Origin of the sequence: Parabacteroides caecihominis (genome assembly GCF_023656785.1) — a bacterium.
Taxonomy (GTDB): domain Bacteria; phylum Bacteroidota; class Bacteroidia; order Bacteroidales; family Tannerellaceae; genus Parabacteroides; species Parabacteroides segnis.
The window spans coordinates 1-16,253 of sequence record NZ_JAMOKS010000007.1 but is presented as its reverse complement, the minus strand read 5'-3'; the positions used below and the strand labels follow the sequence as shown (position 1 = coordinate 16,253).

At 41.9% G+C, this 16,253-nt stretch carries 13 protein-coding genes; 10 read left to right on the top strand and 3 right to left on the bottom strand.

Annotated features, from left to right (window positions below; all coding sequences use genetic code 11):
- Positions 1-108: 108 nt before the first annotated feature.
- Positions 109-849, top strand: a complete 741-nt coding sequence (locus tag NBH14_RS07075; protein WP_010799921.1) for a hypothetical protein — start codon at positions 109-111, stop codon at positions 847-849.
- 376 nt (positions 850-1,225) lie between these two features.
- Here NBH14_RS07075 and NBH14_RS07070 read toward each other — a convergent pair whose 3' ends face one another.
- A complete protein-coding gene (locus NBH14_RS07070; RefSeq protein ID WP_186960764.1) occupies positions 1,226-2,272 on the bottom strand; it encodes a 6-bladed beta-propeller in 1,047 nt (348 codons plus the stop codon).
- Between the two features lie 80 nt (positions 2,273-2,352).
- A complete protein-coding gene (yaaA, locus tag NBH14_RS07065; protein WP_007652812.1) occupies positions 2,353-3,117 on the bottom strand; it encodes a peroxide stress protein YaaA in 765 nt (254 codons plus the stop codon).
- Positions 3,118-3,274: 157 nt separating this feature from the next.
- Between yaaA and NBH14_RS07060 the strand changes: the two genes are divergently transcribed.
- From NBH14_RS07060 to NBH14_RS07030, 7 genes are all read left to right on the top strand, one after another.
- Positions 3,275-4,633, top strand: coding sequence for a DUF4886 domain-containing protein (locus NBH14_RS07060; protein WP_186960763.1), 1,359 nt, complete (start codon positions 3,275-3,277; stop codon positions 4,631-4,633).
- 223 nt (positions 4,634-4,856) lie between these two features.
- Positions 4,857-5,495 carry an HU family DNA-binding protein gene (locus tag NBH14_RS07055; RefSeq protein WP_186960762.1) on the top strand — a complete coding sequence of 213 codons (639 nt, stop codon included), beginning with the start codon at positions 4,857-4,859 and terminating at the stop codon, positions 5,493-5,495.
- A gap of 372 nt (positions 5,496-5,867) precedes the next feature.
- Entirely contained in the window at positions 5,868-7,859 is a 1,992-nt protein-coding gene (locus NBH14_RS07050; RefSeq protein WP_186960761.1) for a hypothetical protein, read from the top strand.
- Positions 7,860-7,978: 119 nt separating this feature from the next.
- On the top strand, positions 7,979-8,497 hold the full coding sequence (locus NBH14_RS07045) for a phospholipase D-like domain-containing protein (protein WP_186960760.1): 519 nt from the start codon (positions 7,979-7,981) through the stop codon (positions 8,495-8,497).
- Between the two features lie 29 nt (positions 8,498-8,526).
- On the top strand, positions 8,527-9,306 hold the full coding sequence (locus NBH14_RS07040; protein WP_186960759.1) for an ADP-ribosylglycohydrolase family protein: 780 nt from the start codon (positions 8,527-8,529) through the stop codon (positions 9,304-9,306).
- A gap of 27 nt (positions 9,307-9,333) precedes the next feature.
- On the top strand, positions 9,334-9,492 hold the full coding sequence (locus tag NBH14_RS07035; RefSeq protein ID WP_158579651.1) for a hypothetical protein: 159 nt from the start codon (positions 9,334-9,336) through the stop codon (positions 9,490-9,492).
- A gap of 4 nt (positions 9,493-9,496) precedes the next feature.
- Positions 9,497-10,030: a GNAT family N-acetyltransferase gene (locus NBH14_RS07030; RefSeq protein ID WP_186960758.1), complete on the top strand. Its 534-nt coding sequence runs from the start codon at positions 9,497-9,499 to the stop codon at positions 10,028-10,030.
- 56 nt (positions 10,031-10,086) lie between these two features.
- Here the strand turns inward: NBH14_RS07030 and NBH14_RS07025 are convergent, their stop codons facing one another.
- A complete protein-coding gene (locus tag NBH14_RS07025; RefSeq protein ID WP_186960757.1) occupies positions 10,087-10,878 on the bottom strand; it encodes a hypothetical protein in 792 nt (263 codons plus the stop codon).
- A gap of 429 nt (positions 10,879-11,307) precedes the next feature.
- On the opposite strand from NBH14_RS07025, the gene NBH14_RS07020 reads away from it, so the two are divergent.
- Both NBH14_RS07020 and clpB read left to right on the top strand, forming a co-directional pair.
- The gene (locus NBH14_RS07020; RefSeq protein ID WP_186960756.1) at positions 11,308-13,257 is read left to right on the top strand and encodes an endonuclease MutS2; all 1,950 of its coding nucleotides are present in this window, start codon (positions 11,308-11,310) and stop codon (positions 13,255-13,257) included.
- Positions 13,258-13,520: 263 nt separating this feature from the next.
- Entirely contained in the window at positions 13,521-16,109 is a 2,589-nt protein-coding gene (clpB, locus tag NBH14_RS07015; RefSeq protein WP_186960755.1) for an ATP-dependent chaperone ClpB, read from the top strand.
- Positions 16,110-16,253 lie beyond the last annotated feature (144 nt).

Sequence of the window (16,253 nt, the reverse complement as noted above, 5' to 3'; positions counted from 1 at the left end):
AAAAAGAAGTGGTATCGAATAAATGTCGGTATCACTTCTTTTTTTATGTAAATTATATTTATTTTATTACTTTTGCAGCGACTAGTATTAATAATAACTCTATTGGATATGAAAAGGGTAATTTTCATGTGTGCACTCATAGCTATGAGTGTAATTTCTTCTTATGTCTCCGCTCAGAAAGAGCTGGGGATTTTCAATTCTCTCTCAGTTGGTGTAAGTGCCGGAACAACAGGTATTGGCGTTGATGTAGCGACTCCGGTCACTCCCCATTTTGCCATCCGTGGAGGCGTTTCGTTTATGCCGGGTATTAAAATCAGCACAGATGTGGATGTGGAACTGAATGATCCTGATCTGGGAAGCTATCCGAGTACGCTTGACCTTAAAGGTAGTATGAGCCGTGCTTCCGGAGAATTATTGGTGAACTACTATCCGTTCCTGAGTTCTTCTTTCTTTGTGACGGCCGGTGCTTATTTCGGCGGTTCCAAGTTAGTGAAGATCACTGGCCACAGTGATGAGTTGAAGGAATATGTGAACGAAGGTGGAAAGGCTGGTATTGTTATCGGTGATCAGACGATTCCGGTAGACAAGGATGGTAATATCGCCGGCGGTCTTAAAGCAGCCGGATTTCGTCCTTATCTGGGAGTAGGTTTCGGACGTGCAGTTCCTAAAAAGCGTATCGGCGTACAGTTTGAATTAGGTGTTCAGTTCCACGGAACTCCCAAAGTGTATACTGATGCCGGAATCCTGGGCAGCACTTCAACCGACGGAGACGACAGTTTCACAAAAATCATAGATAAACTGACTGTTTATCCGGTTATGAAACTGCGCTTTTGCGGCAGATTGTTCTGATAAAGAGGAGGTAATTGTAGTAGAATAATTTCATTCTTAGAAAGAATTGAAATATCTACGGTTTATTTTAAACGAGGCTCGCCTCGTGCCGCAGGCTCTCTTTTGCCGTTGGTTTCAACCAACGGTTTTAAATATAGGAGGCAAAGCCTCTTCCTCTGTGGGATTTATCCCCTTTCATATTCTTATAAATATCTGGAAAAGGGGTTGAAACCCACAGAGGAATCCGGCAAAACCGGAAGATTTATCTATCCGTCAGTTGAAACTGACGGCAAAAGAGAGCCTGCGGCATGGGGCAAAGCCCCATTAAAAAGACACAAATAGCTCATATTTGACAATATTTGAAATATCTATTTTGCTATAATTACCTTGTCCTTCATTATGCTTTCATCCTAACAATGAACAGCACCGGATTATCTTCTTCCGTGCGATCCGGGAATGCTTTCTTTACATCTTCTCCTGAACGGCAATAACAGAAAGAATTGTTATAAATATCCAGTGATTTCAGGTCGGGAACCCTTCCCGTATGGTAGAAATTATCTTCGAAGCCTCCTGTTACATTATAGGCATAGTCTTCCCGGCGATCGTAACAGAACGTGTAATTCTTATCCGTATCAGTCGCGTCCGAGTAAGTGGAAACCAGATAACGTCCGGCTATGCAGAGGGGTAGGATTGAGGAATATTCCTCATGTATATTCAGTTTGTTCCGTCTGATCAGGTAAAGCGTATCCGCCAGCAACTCGTCCGGCTGGGTGGAAGGAGAATAGGCGTAGACATTCCCGTTGGCAACGGACAGTTCGGTAGAGAAGCAGGCACCCAGATAGAACCGTCCCAGGTCGGCAGCCGTCAGTTTGCGGGTATCCTGGAGGTTGAATGTCGTATCGAATTTATAGAGCCACTGGTTGACACATTGTTTGCCGGTCCCCTCTTCGGAAGGCGATAACGATTGTGCCGTCATCCATATATGGCGATTATGGTACATCAGACGGGTAGGGGTTTTCAACGGATTGATTCCGGCAAGGCTTTTCCTATCCAGCAACGTCCCGTCGTAATCATAATAATAAACGTTTTCCCGGTCGTCCATGACGACCAGTTGCTTTTCGAGCGGATCGATGACGTAATCGGTAACCTGGAAATGCTTATTGCTGGTGATCCGGCTAAGGAATTTGCCGGAGCAGTCGAAATGAAAAAGCTGGCCGTTGCTTACCAGGAACAATTCATTCCTGTCGCGCTTGATCTGTGTGGCATGTTTCAGCCGGCAGTCGGATGTTGTTTCCAGCGGAATGGCGATCACTTCGTCGGCAACGTCTGATAGGGAGCCTTCGGTGGTGCTTTTCACCGGCATATCTTCGCTTATAATCTTGTAACCTTCGTTTATGTAGATTATTCCAACGAGCAAAAGTAATAGCAAACAGGTCTTTTTCATTTCATCATTCATTTAAAAAGGAACATAAATATAACGCTTTTATCTCCGGATTATTGAACGAAGCGGCAATTTCTTTTCATTTAGCTTTGCAGGAAAACCCAGTTGTCCCCGTTTGACAGACTCTCGTCGTAGGTAAAACCTTCCCAGGAGAAGTTTTTGAGAGCTTCCGGATCAGTGATCCTGTTTTTCAGTATATATCGTGTCATCTGCCCGCGGGCCATCTTCATGTAGATCACGATAGTCTGCGCTTTTCCGTCTTTCCATACCTTGAACTCCGGTGTGATGATGCGGACGGTGCTCCCGACTTTCTTCCAGTCGTACGCCCCCTGTATTTCCTGGCTGGCAAGGTTTATCAGGATGTTATCGCTCTTTTTTACTTCGTCGATCAGCAGTTCTGTCTGACGCGGACGCCAATAATTATACATATTTCCTTCTCCCAGCTCCGGCAGCTTCACCTCATATTCCATCCGGTAAGGCTTGATCAGGTCGAGCGGACGCAGCAGTCCGTAGCAGATGGAGGCAATCCTCAGATGGTCGTTTGCATACAGGAAATCATCTTCCGTGAAATCTTTGGGGTTGATATTCTTGAAAACCACTCCGGTATAAGCCAGTAATGCCTGTAAGGAGTGTACCTCTGCGGTATGGAATTCCTGAAACCGGTTGTAATTTTCCAATGCCAGTTTGGGATTCAGTTTCAGAATCTTTTTCAGGTCGTCGGTAGAGAACTGTGCCATATTCAGGGCTATTTCATTCGCTTCCTGTGCGAAACGGGGCATCGTCCCGGCAGGAGCTTTTATTTTGGATGTACCGGTCATTGTTTTGGCCGAAGTCAATATAATCAGCATACTAATTTATTTATCTGTTTCAACGGGTAAAAGTAACAATAACAAATACAACTTGGTGCTGTTGTTAAATCTTTATGCGTTTAATTTATTTTATTTATTTAGAAATCCGTTAAATCAAGTTATATTATATATTTGCCTGCATAAAATGAATGTTGGTATGAGGATACATGTTTTGTTCGCTTGCTTGTTTTTCCTTTTGAATATTTCATGTGCGGAAAAAGAGGAAGGCGATGATTGGGTCGGGGTCTCTCAGGAGCTGTTATTTCAGGCTTTGCAAAATGATTTGTCCATTCGGGAAATTAAGCAAACGTCCGGTTCCTTCGAGATTTTGTTCAGCGATAATAGTGTCATCTCTTTTCCCGGCGGAAAGAAAGTCTTTTATACAACTATCGGAAACAATAATAATTGGTTGATCAATGGAGTCAATACCGATATAAAGGCCCTATCGAACATACCAAATTCCGAATCAAACCTTCAGTCTATAGATGTCGATGGCAGAGGAAATTGGTCGATAAACGAAAAAAGTACGACTATACAGGCCGCCATGCCTTTGGATATGCCTGACATCCCTGTCCTTAAAAATATAATAGAGTCAAGGCATTTCTTCTATTTTTATTATACCGACAGAACGATCCTCCGGTTTATGAGGCAGAAAAGTAATAATCATTTGTCTGATAAGAAGCAACATCTTCCTGCCAATCCTGCTGCGTTGAAAATATTATGCATTGGTAATAGTTTTACGGAAGATGCGACAAGTGGGTTGCCAAGGATTATTAAATCAGTCGGTTTGAGTCATATTTGTATCGGTCACCTCATTGCGGGAGGAGCTTCTCTAAGAAAGTTTTATGAAGGTTATATGGAGAATTCTCCCATCGGTATATATCAGGTTACAAACGATCAAATGCAATGGATGACGATATCGCAGAATTATACATTGAAGCAAGCCTTGCAATATGCGGACTGGGATATCATAACCTTTCAGCAGGTTTCTTATAAAGCCGGAAGATATGAAACCTATCAGCCTGTTCTTTCCAGTTTGATTGATATTGCAAAAAACGAATGCCGTAAATCCAAACCTGTTATTGCCTGGCAAATGCCCTGGGCATATGGAACCGGATGTCAGGAAGAATATTTTGGCAAGTACGGATATAATCAACAGAAGATGTACAAAGCCATCACCAATGCGACGAAAGTAATGATGAACCAATCTGAGGTGGATATACTGGTGCCGGTCGGTACCGCAATCCAGAATTTAAGAAATACGAGCCTGAACAATTCTCCGTTGGATATAACGAGAGATTATCGTCATCTTGATTGCGGTATAGGCCGGTATACTGCTTCTTGCACGCTGTTTCAGGCATTAATAACCTCTGTTTACAAAGTCGAACTTTCTGATACTCCTTTCCTTGATGCGTATGGAGATACCCCTGTTACGGAAAAGAATTTTAGAATATGCCAACAAGCAGCTATAAATGCCTGTAATACACCATTTACCGTAACGGCACCAACCGATTAAGTAGTATTAGTTCGTTTCTCCTTGTCCTTTAATTTAAAACATACTATAAACTAATATTTTCCTCCCTTATTTCTTTGCTTTTGAGCATGCGCAAAATTAATTTTTAGCTACGTCGAATTTAATTTTTAGCATGCTCAAAATTGATTTTATACTTGCGGAAAAGAAAAATTATTCCTATCTTTCGAACTAAATAACAAGGACTTTAAACTTAAATCTATTGCATATGTGTGCTAAATATGCGTTCTATAAGAACCCACCGAACCGTGAGACGGGAGAAACAGGTTCGCTGTATGCTAAAGTAGTTTCAGGAGGTAAGATCACGACCGACAAGCTGGCCGACGAAATAGCCCAGAGATCTACCTTTAGTTCCGGCGATGTAAAAGGAGTGGTAAAGGCTTTGTCGGAGATGTTGCACTATCATCTTAGCGAAGGCGAGACTGTCGATATTGACGGTATCGGTAATTTTTCCGTGACATTGAAGACACTGAAAGGCATTACGGACCCTAAGCAAATCCGTGCCGAATCGATCCGTTTCAACAATGTCGTCTACCGTACTTCCCCTGAGTTGAAACATAAGCTGAAAACCATCCCGCTTGTCCGTGCCGTACTACCCAAACGAAAGGACCTGGCAGAAGAGGAACGCCTGGCAAATATCCTCTCCAAGCTAAAAGACGAACGCCTTGTCTCTTCCACCGATTGTATGTTGTTCAATCATTGCAGCCGTTATCAGGCCCTGAAAGACCTGAAGAAACTGAATGAGCTAGGTAAGATAACCTGGCTGGGAAGGGGAAAGCAAAAGTATTATGTGCTGAAGGAGAGATGGCAGAAAGGGATGCGAAACGAAGAAGATGGCAAAGAATAGGCTTTGCCAAACTTTCACGTTAAAGTTTCATTACTACTCAGAAAGAAAAATAAACAGCTCACAGAGCGTTTCTATACTAAACATTTCATATATTTGTTGCGGCAAAGGAATTATTTCCTGAGCTGACATAAATATTTATAGAAGCGTTTAGCTTATTCCTAACAAAGAAATCTGGACAATTTCTATTATGAAGGAATAAATGGGAACGTTCATCCTTGTTGTATATGTATTTCATATATGATAAAGGTGTGAGCTGTTATCTTTTATCTTCATAATGGGCAGTCCAGAGCCTCTTTGTTGGATAAACTAACAGGCTCACACTTCTTTTCTTAAAAAAACACTTCGGGCCTCAGTGTTGCAACTACTAGTATTATGAAACACATGTTACACAATTTGATTATTCCTGTTTTATCGATTGTAGGAATGATCCTTGTATTACCTTTCGCTGTATTTTCTCAAAAATCATTGAAACTCAATCTAGAGAAAGAACTTCAGAAAGAAGATATCTCAATAAGATTATTGAAAAAAGAGAAACAAAAGCTAGTTAAGACTATTACTGTATATGGAAAAAACGATCGTTTAGATGAAGTTTTAACTTTCGATTATGATGAAACGGGGAGAGTTTATTCATTGAAAATGGAAGGTTTAGGAAATATTTCGGCTTTACCGGAAAATTGTACATTATATTATGAAAAGAAAGGAAATCAGCTTGATTTATATGGAGAGGGTTCTTCTATTAATAAAACGAAATTATGCGCCTGTAGCTTAAATAATATGGGATATATTATTAGAGAGACTGATTTAGATTCTGGCTCTGCTAATGAAGGTGTTTTTATATATACATATGATTCTGATGGGCAAACAATTTCAGCTTCGTATGATGGAACGCCTGCTTCGTTTGAATGGATTAATGGAAATGTAGTGAAGGTTACAAGTCTATTAAATGAGTCTTATACATATACTAATGTGATTAATAAAGCCAATATAAATTTTAATCATTTGATGAGAGAAACTTATATGGAAGATATGTGGGGCTTTGCTTTGTGTGGATATCTTGGAAATAAAGATATAAATTTAATGGCTTCAATGAGAAATGTTAATTATAACTATTTGTATGATGAAGAAGGTTATGTTATAGAAATCAGGGAAGGTAATAATAAATATATCATATCATATGGTGAAACTATACCTTCTAACCCCGACCCAACCCCCAGCAATCCAACAACCGATGAAGAACTCGAAGGTGCTATCGGCGACGCTCCCGAAGGCTCCGAAGATAGTCCTACTGAAATCTTTATCCCCAGTGATGGCATTACACTGGAAAAACCTTTGGATATAAATAAACACATCCGTTTAAAAGGAGGAAAGTTAATAAGAAGCAATGACAATCCTTATGCTATGCTTCGTATCCGTTCCGGTTATTCTTTAGAGTTGGAGGATATTACGATTGATGGCAATGTGCTCAGGCAGAAGGATGGAACCCTGATTGTCTACGGGAAGTTGAAATTGAAAGACGGTGTTTCTATAAAGAACTGTTACCGTACGGAAGCAGATTCTCCTTCCGGTGCAATTTGTGTAGCACAGGGTGGTGTATTGACAATGAACGGAGGTACTATTTCCGGTAATACCGGAGCCTATGGTAGTGCCGTTTATAATGAAGGAACATTTACAATGGCCGATGGAGAAATCTCAGCCAACAGTGGCCAGATCGGAACTGTCGTAAATAATGCCGGAGGAGAGTTTATAATGACCGGAGGTCGAATATCTTCCAATAAAGTGACCGATGGTTGCGGCGGTGTCTTTGTCAGCGATAATTGTACCTTCACCATGACCGGAGGTGAAATATCCGGCAATGAGGACTGTGATCTTTATACCTGGTCTGATCTGCAAATAGGCGGACCGGCAAAAGTTACCGGATTAACTTTGCTGAATGACGGGAACAGTCTCTTAGTTAATCCGGCCTTACGGAATAACTGGCAGATCAGTTATGTCGATACACCTCCGGCCGGAACTATAGTTGCTACCGGTCGTAACGGTTATCGATTGGCAGCAACCGATTTGCAGAAGATAATCTATTACAATAACGTCTGTCAGTTGAAACTTTCCGGTAATAACATAGTCACGTATCAGACCGGAACAGGTATAGATGAAATAAATGCAGTGTCGTTCCATCTGTCTGTTTCAGATAACCAGATACTAGTGGAAGGACTTCCTGCCCGGACTTCATTTACCATTTATGAAATAGGCGGAAGAGCCGTATCCACTCACATAACGGATAATAGCGGCCAATGTAACTTCTCTTTGGAAAGTGGCATTTATTTGCTGAACTGCAAAGATCAGACAAAAAAGTTTCTGGTTAAGTAGATAAACTTTAGGGTATGTAGATTATATTTTGTATACTTGTTGTGCGCTTGACTGCTGTGTGTGGTCAAGCGCGTGCCATATGATATGGCTTCAATGTTTCATCAGAGAAGTTACTATTTATGCTACAGTACATCAAAAATGAACAACATTATACCTTCTTTATCGAAGCTATCCGGCAAGCCAGGCGGACGATCTGGATCGGGACGGCCGATATTAAGGACCTTTATATCAAGGAAGGAAAGAATGCCGTCCCTCTGTTGAAACTACTGGAACAAAAGGTGAAGGTAGGGGTGGAGGTCCGTCTGATCCATGCCAAAGAACCGGGACAGAACTTTCGGGACGACTTCGATAAATATCCCTTGCTTTGGAGCCGGATGGAACGTGTATTGTGTCCGCGTGTCCATTTCAAGCTGTTGATATTCGATTTGAAGCAAGCCTATATTGGGTCGGCAAACTTAACGGGAGCCGCTTTGGGCATGAAAGGAAAAGATAACCGTAATTTTGAAGCGGGAATATTTACTTCGGTGGAAGAACTGGTGAAAGAGGCTGTCGAACAATTTGACTGTTTGTGGATGGGGATTCCCTGTAAGACTTGTAAACGGAAGAAGTTCTGTTCGGACAGGATTGTTAGTGAATAATAAATTGAAACTTTGTAAAAGATAGAATTATGACAGGTGCAATAGCAGGAGACATCATTGGCTCCGTTTATGAGTTTGATAATATAAAGACAACGGACTTCCCGCTGTTTACGGACGAAAGCGATTATACCGACGATACAATTATGACAGTGGCCGTTGCGGACTGGTTATTGAATGGGGGAGACCTGGTGAAGGTTATGCAGCGGTATTCAGCTGAATATCCTTGTCCGATGGGCGGTTATGGTGGCCGTTTCAGTTACTGGCTTATGGAAGAGAATCCGTTACCTTATAATAGTTGGGGAAATGGTTCGGCGATGCGGGTAAGTGCTGTCGGATGGAAATTTGATTCATTGGAAAAGACATTGGAAGTGGCTAAGGAAACGGCTATTGTCTCTCATAATCACCCCGAAGGGATAAAAGGAGCACAAGCCACTGCTGCCGCTATTTACCTGGCACGAAGCGGAAAGTGCAAACAGGAGATCAAGCAATATATAGAAACCGTCTTTTTTTACGACCTGGACCGTTCCTGTGATGACGTTCGTCCGGACTATTCTTTTGATGTTAGTTGCCAGGGAACCGTTCCCGAAGCGATCATTGCCTTTCTGGATAATTCGGATTTCGAGCATGCCATCCGTTTGGCAGTTTCGCTGGGTGGCGATAGCGATACGCTGGCTTGCATAACAGGCGGGATTGCAGAGGCTTATTATGGAATGCCGGAAGATATAAAGCGGGAAATCAAAAAACGAATACCGGAAAAGTTTAATGAAATAATAGGTCAATTGATTGTTGTGAAAGAAATTTCTTGTTAACTTTGTACGACTAAAATATTAAATATTATGGCACGACAAATTAAACCAACACCTGTCCTAAAGGGCGAAGATGCTGTCAATTTTATTTATAAAATAGAACAGCGCAAAAAGGCCAGTAAAGAAGAACTGGAACGAATGAACGAAGGATTTCAACGAATAAATAAAATGATGACATTTAAATTTTAGAAGTATGAGATCCAATTTCCGAATAATTAAGTTATCGGAAAATTATCAGCTAAGACCTTTTGACTGTGGAGATAATGATCTGAATAATTTTCTGGTAGAAGATGCGTTACCTTATAAACAACGCTTGCTTTCTGTTACTTATCTAATGGTTTCAGATGATGACATTGTTGCCTATTTTAGTTTGTCTAATGATAAAATATCTATCCCAGAGAGTGATAAAGCTACGTGGCGCAGAATAAAAAAACGTTTTCCTCATGCAAAGCATAGGAATGATTATCCAGCAGTGAAAATAGGTAGACTTGCTGTAAGTAAAAAGTATCAACATGAACATTTGGGTTCTGATATACTCTTCTTTATCAAGAAAATGTTTGTTACCGATAATAGAACGGGATGTGGTTTTATTACTGTTGATGCCTTGCGGATAGCCCTTCCTTTTTACTTAAAGAATGGTTTCGAGTACCTAAGAAAAGAAGATATACTGGAAGAAGCCGATAAAACAGTCCTTTTATTTTATGATTTATATCCGTTAACTTTATAATAATATGCTACAAATGAAGGGCATCGCTTGTTGAGTCTTATAATATGGGGTATAACCTATAAAATAGAAACTTTACTCCATACCTCATTCTGTATATCCCCAATAGTAAATGTATCCTTATCTTTGTCAAAAGACAAGGTGAATTTGTAATATGTATCACTTTTTATGTGGCGGAATATACTTGGGGTTGCATAACTATTTTCATCGGGCAAGTTAATATGAGGAATTAATTTGACAATGTAAGTCTTGTTGTTCATTGTTATATGTACTTGTGAATATTTCTCCCCCCAATAAGCAAATACAATCGCTTTATAATGTTGTGGGTTCTTTTTGTCCCTGAATGGTTTGATTGACATCTGGTTGTCCAGCATGACAGTAGCGGAGGCCGGAACATTCTTCAATTCAAAATCCAATAAAGCATTGTAATGAACCAGAGTACCGGAAATGCTTATAGATGCTTTTCCTGAATATTGACAATATAGACAATCGGCTGCTAATAACTTTTCTTCGGTTGTTTGATCAAAAATCTTTATAGAGGCAGTATCGGAAGTTCCGTATATGAAATTGGAGTAAAAACTAGGTGAGGCAAAGAGTATAAACGGACCAGCTCCCGGAGCAAGCCAGTCTTCGCCATTGTTGTTTGTTCCTATAAATAAGCCTGGAATATAACAGGGTTCATCTTTGGGAAAAGATTTAATCATTTTTCCGTCTATAGTGTAATCATATATGTAAGAATAATTCATAGCCAATATCCAATTGCTCCGTTGGGATAGGTCTACGTCTGTAAAGCCGTCGAATGCTTCAATAAAAATATCCTCTTTTTCTTCTTCCTTGTCTTTTTCATTCAAGAGGTACTTGTTACATGACAAGCATATGAATGTACAGAATAATAATAAGACGGATATGCTTTTTTTCATCATAATTGCATAGTAGATAATGCGTTCAAACTGGAAATATCTGAGCGCAAAGGTATTAAAAAAATGACTCAAAGGCAGAAAGCCTCTTGTAAATCTAAAAAAACAAACTATCTTTGCGGTACGAACAGAGTAAATAAAACAATATAATAACCTTTTTATGTTTAGTGCATCGGTATAAATCCGTATTTCGAGTTCACATCTCCGGTCTTTGAGATGTCATTATACTAACGGTCAGCTTCGCGTATTTGCGAGAGGAGGATCAATCGTTTTGTTGGTATTCTGTCGGAATATGGATAATCTCATTTTCTAAATAAACTATTTTATAAACAGATATTGGTCTATTAATCTGATGGACGGCCAATGTTATATAGTAATGAGAACATGATTTACCCGAATAATTTTGAACAAAGAATAGGTATAGATACAATTCGCCAGTTTGTTACAGAAAAATGTTTAAGTACTCTGGGAGAAGAAAAGGTCGCAGCGATGGATTTTTCGACAGACTATGCCACCATTGCCAGATGGTTGGAGCAAACAGGGGAGTTTTTACAAATCTTGCGTAATAAAGAAGATTTCCCGGTCGATTTCTTTTTGGATGTCCGCGATACCCTGCAACGGATAGGAGAGGATATAACGGCATGGCTTTCGGAAGAAGAAATAGCCGGGTTGATGAATTCTCTTCAGACTATCAGCGATATAGTAGCCTTTCTGCATAATGCCAGGACGGATACCGGAAGAATGAAGTATCCCTCACTGACATTTATGGCCGGCCAGATAACCGTTTTCCCCTTGTTGATTGATAAAGCCAATTCCATATTGGATAAATCCTGCCAGGTGAAAGATAATGCTTCGCGCCGGCTTGCGGATATACGCAGGGACAAAGCCGAAGCCGCTAAAGCCATTACCCGCAATATGCAGATAGCGATACGGGAGGCACAGGCGGCAGGACTTATCGGTAGGGATGCACAACCCAGTCTGCGTGAAGGCCATATGTTGATTCCGGTCAATGCAGCCAATAAACGAAAGATCAAAGGCGTGGTACATGCCGATTCAGGCAGTGGTAAAACAGTATTTATCGAACCGGAAGCAGTAGCAGCAGCCAGTAGCCGTCTTCGTGAATTGGAGAACGATGAGCGCCGTGAGGTTGCAAGGATACTGATCGAATTTACAAATCAGGTACGTCCGCATCTTGCTGATCTGATGCGTTCCTATCATTTTATGGGCGAAATGGACTTTATCCGTGCCAAGGCTTCATTTGCCCTGCGTATCAATGGGATCAAACCGGTCTTTGAAAATGAACAACAGGTGGAATGGATACAGGCTGTGCATCCGCTGCTGAATATACAGTTGCGTCAACAGAATAAGGAAGCATTCCCTTTGGATATCAGGTTGAACCGAAAGGACAGGTTACTGATTGTTTCCGGAGCAAACGCAGGAGGTAAGTCCCTCTGTCTGAAAACGGTTGCCTTGCTGCAATATATGTTGCAGTGCGGACTTCTTATCCCTGTGGATGAAAGTTCGCGGACAGGTATTTTCGATCATATCTTTGTCGATATAGGAGACGGGCAGAGTATAGAAAATAGTCTTAGTACCTATACTTCGCATCTGACCAATATGAAGTTTTTTGTAGAAAACTGTGATAATAAAACGCTTATCCTGATAGATGAATTCGGTAGTGGGACGGAACCGCAAATCGGAGGTGCTATCGCTGAAACCATACTCGACCGGTTTAACCGGAAGCATAGCTTCGGGGTAATAACAACTCATTTCCAGAACCTGAAGCATTTTGCCTATGAGACCGACGGAGTTGTGAACGGAGCCATGCTTTACGATGCCGAACGCATGCAGCCGTTATACAGGCTTTCCATCGGCAGTCCGGGAAGTTCGTTTGCTGTTGAAGTAGCCCGCAGGATCGGTCTTCCGGAAGATATTATTGTCGATTCGTCTGCTAAAATGGGTGAGGATTTTATCAATATGGATAACTTCCTGCAATCTATCGCACGGGATAAATTGTATTGGGAAGATAAGCGGAAAGAGATAACAGCCATTGAACGTAAAGCGATTGAAACTAGGGCGATAGAGGCTGCCGGGTCTCTTGAATCATCAAAAGGAAAAGCAGAAAATTCTGTCAGGAAGCAATTCCTCGAAAATGCCGTTATCGAAAAAGGAGATAGCGTGAAACTGGACGGACAACCGACAGTCGGCGTTATTCTGGAGTTACAGGGAAAACAGGCCACTGTTGCATTTGGCATGATGAGAAGCACTGTTGCCCTGAAACGGTTAACGCTGGTAAGTAAAAAGAGAAAATAAAAACTCCTTATTCTCGGGGTGTGATTTCTCAGATCCAGTTTTCGGAGCGAATATAACACTATCCGGCAAACCTTTTTTGCTTTCTTGTTGTTTTCTCTCCGAAAGTCCGCAATGTGTCGTTACTTCCGACTGAACGACATGGTGTCTTTCTCTGATTTTTATATAAATATGACAAAATGTCTTATTTTTATTCTGGTATTTCTTTTGTAGGTATATCAGTGGAATTTGAAAATGATAAAGATAACAAGAAAACAATATAGCATATGAATTTAAACAATTTTACAATCAAATCACAGGAGGCTGTTCAGCAGGCCGTTCAGTTGGTTCAGAAGAACAACCAGCAAGTGATCGAGCCTGTCCATTTGCTTAAAGCTGTCATTATGACGGGCGAAAGCGTAACGAACTTCCTTTTCCAGAAGCTGGGTGTGAATATCCAGAATCTGAATATGGTGCTGGATCGTCAGGTAGAATCCTATCCGAAAGTATCCGGCGGTGAACCTTATCTGTCAAGCGAATCGAATGCCGTTTTGCAGAAAGCAATCGACTATTCCGGTAAGATGGGTGACCAGTATGTTTCTCTGGAACATATCATCCTCGCTTTATTTACCGTAAAGAGTACTGCTTCACAGATCTTGAAAGATGCAGGCGTGACGGAAAATGAACTGAAAAAAGCGATCGAAGAATTGCGTAAAGGTAATAAGGTAACCAGTCAGTCCGCAGAAGATACATACGACTCATTGAGCAAATACGCCATCAACCTGAACGAACGTGCCCGTAGCGGCAAGCTCGACCCGGTGATTGGCCGTGACGATGAAATCCGTCGTGTATTGCAGATTCTGAGCCGTCGTACAAAGAACAACCCGATCCTGATCGGTGAGCCGGGTGTCGGTAAGACCGCTATCGCTGAAGGTTTGGCACATCGTATTATACGTGGCGATGTTCCGGAGAATTTGAAATCGAAACAGATTTTTTCTTTGGATATGGGAGCTTTGATTGCCGGTGCCAAATATAAAGGTGAATTTGAGGAACGTCTGAAGTCGGTTGTTAATGAAGTAACCAAATCGGAAGGTGAGATTATCCTCTTTATTGATGAAATACATACATTGGTAGGGGCCGGAAAGGGCGACGGTGCTATGGATGCCGCCAATATCCTGAAGCCGGCACTGGCACGTGGCGAATTGCGTTCCATTGGTGCGACTACCCTGGATGAGTATCAAAAATATTTTGAAAAGGATAAAGCCCTGGAGCGTCGTTTTCAGGTGGTCATGGTCGAAGAACCGGATGAACTGGATACTATTTCTATCCTGCGTGGTTTGAAGGAGAAATACGAAAACCACCATAAGGTTCGTATCAAAGACGACGCAATCATTTCGGCCGTCCAGCTTTCAAGCCGTTATATCACCGACCGTTTTTTGCCGGATAAGGCAATCGACTTGATGGATGAGGCTGCCGCCCGTCTGCGTTTGCAGGTAGACTCCGTACCGGAATCATTGGACGAAGTGACCCGTCGTATCAAACAGTTGGAAATCGAACGCGAAGCGATCAAACGTGAGAACGACAAAGGCAAGCTGGAGCAGTTGAACAAGGAAATCGCCAACCTCAAAGAAGAAGAGAGAAAACAGAAAGCTCAATGGGAAAGCGAAAAAGAATTGATCAACAAGATCCAGCAGAACAAGATAGACATCGAGAACCTGAAATTCGAAGCCGACAAAGCCGAACGCGAAGGCGACTATGGTAAAGTGGCCGAAATCCGTTACGGCAAAGTAAAAGCCAAAGAAGAAGAGATCAAGGAAGTGCAGGCTAAATTGCATACGATGCAAGGTGCTGCTGCCATGATCAAGGAGGAAGTCGACAGCGAAGATATTGCCGATGTAGTATCCCGTTGGACAGGTATCCCTGTTAATAAGATGTTGCAGAGCGAAAGGGACAAACTGCTTCGTTTGGAAGATGAACTGCATACCCGTGTGATCGGTCAGGATGAGGCAATCAGTGCGATAGCCGATGCCGTACGCCGTAGCCGTGCCGGATTGCAGGACCCGAAACGTCCGATTGGTTCCTTTATCTTCCTCGGTACGACTGGTGTCGGTAAGACAGAGCTGGCCAAAGCGTTAGCTGAATATCTGTTTGACGATGAAAATATGATGACGCGTATCGATATGAGTGAATATCAGGAAAAATTCAGTGCGACTCGTTTGATCGGTGCGCCTCCGGGATATGTCGGTTACGATGAAGGCGGCCAGTTGACGGAAGCTATCCGTCGTAAGCCATACTCCGTTGTCCTCTTCGACGAGATCGAAAAGGCGCATCCGGATGTATTCAATATCCTCTTGCAGGTATTGGATGACGGGCGTCTGACGGACAACAAGGGCCGTGTCGTAAACTTCAAGAATACCATCATCATCATGACCAGCAATATGGGTTCATCGCTGATTCGTGAAAGTTTCGAGAAGATTACGCCCGACAACCGTGAAAAGGTGATCGATGAAACCCGTATCCAGGTGTTGGAACTGTTGAAGAAAAACATTCGTCCGGAATTTCTGAACCGTATTGACGAGATCATCATGTTCACTCCGCTGAACGAGGAAGAGATCCGCAAGATTGTCACTTTACAGTTGAACGGTGTGAAAAAGATGCTGGCAAACAACGGTATCGCTTTGAACTTTACCGATGCCGCTCTCGACTTTATCTCGGATGCCGGTTACGATTCCCAGTTCGGTGCCCGTCCTGTGAAACGTGCCATCCAGAAGTATGTCCTCAACGAACTGTCGAAGGAAATACTGGGCATGAAGATCGACAAGAACCGTCCGATCACGATTGATCGCGAAGGGGAGGGGCTGGTCTTTAAGAATTGAAAATAGTTTTATTTGAAAGATAAAAGAGGTTGTGTCAAAACGCTGGCACAACCTTTTTTTATGCACAAAGCCCAGACTTTCACAAGCCCGGGCTTTGTTATTACCCAAAGTTTTTGTATCTTTAGGCATAAAGTTTTTCATTAT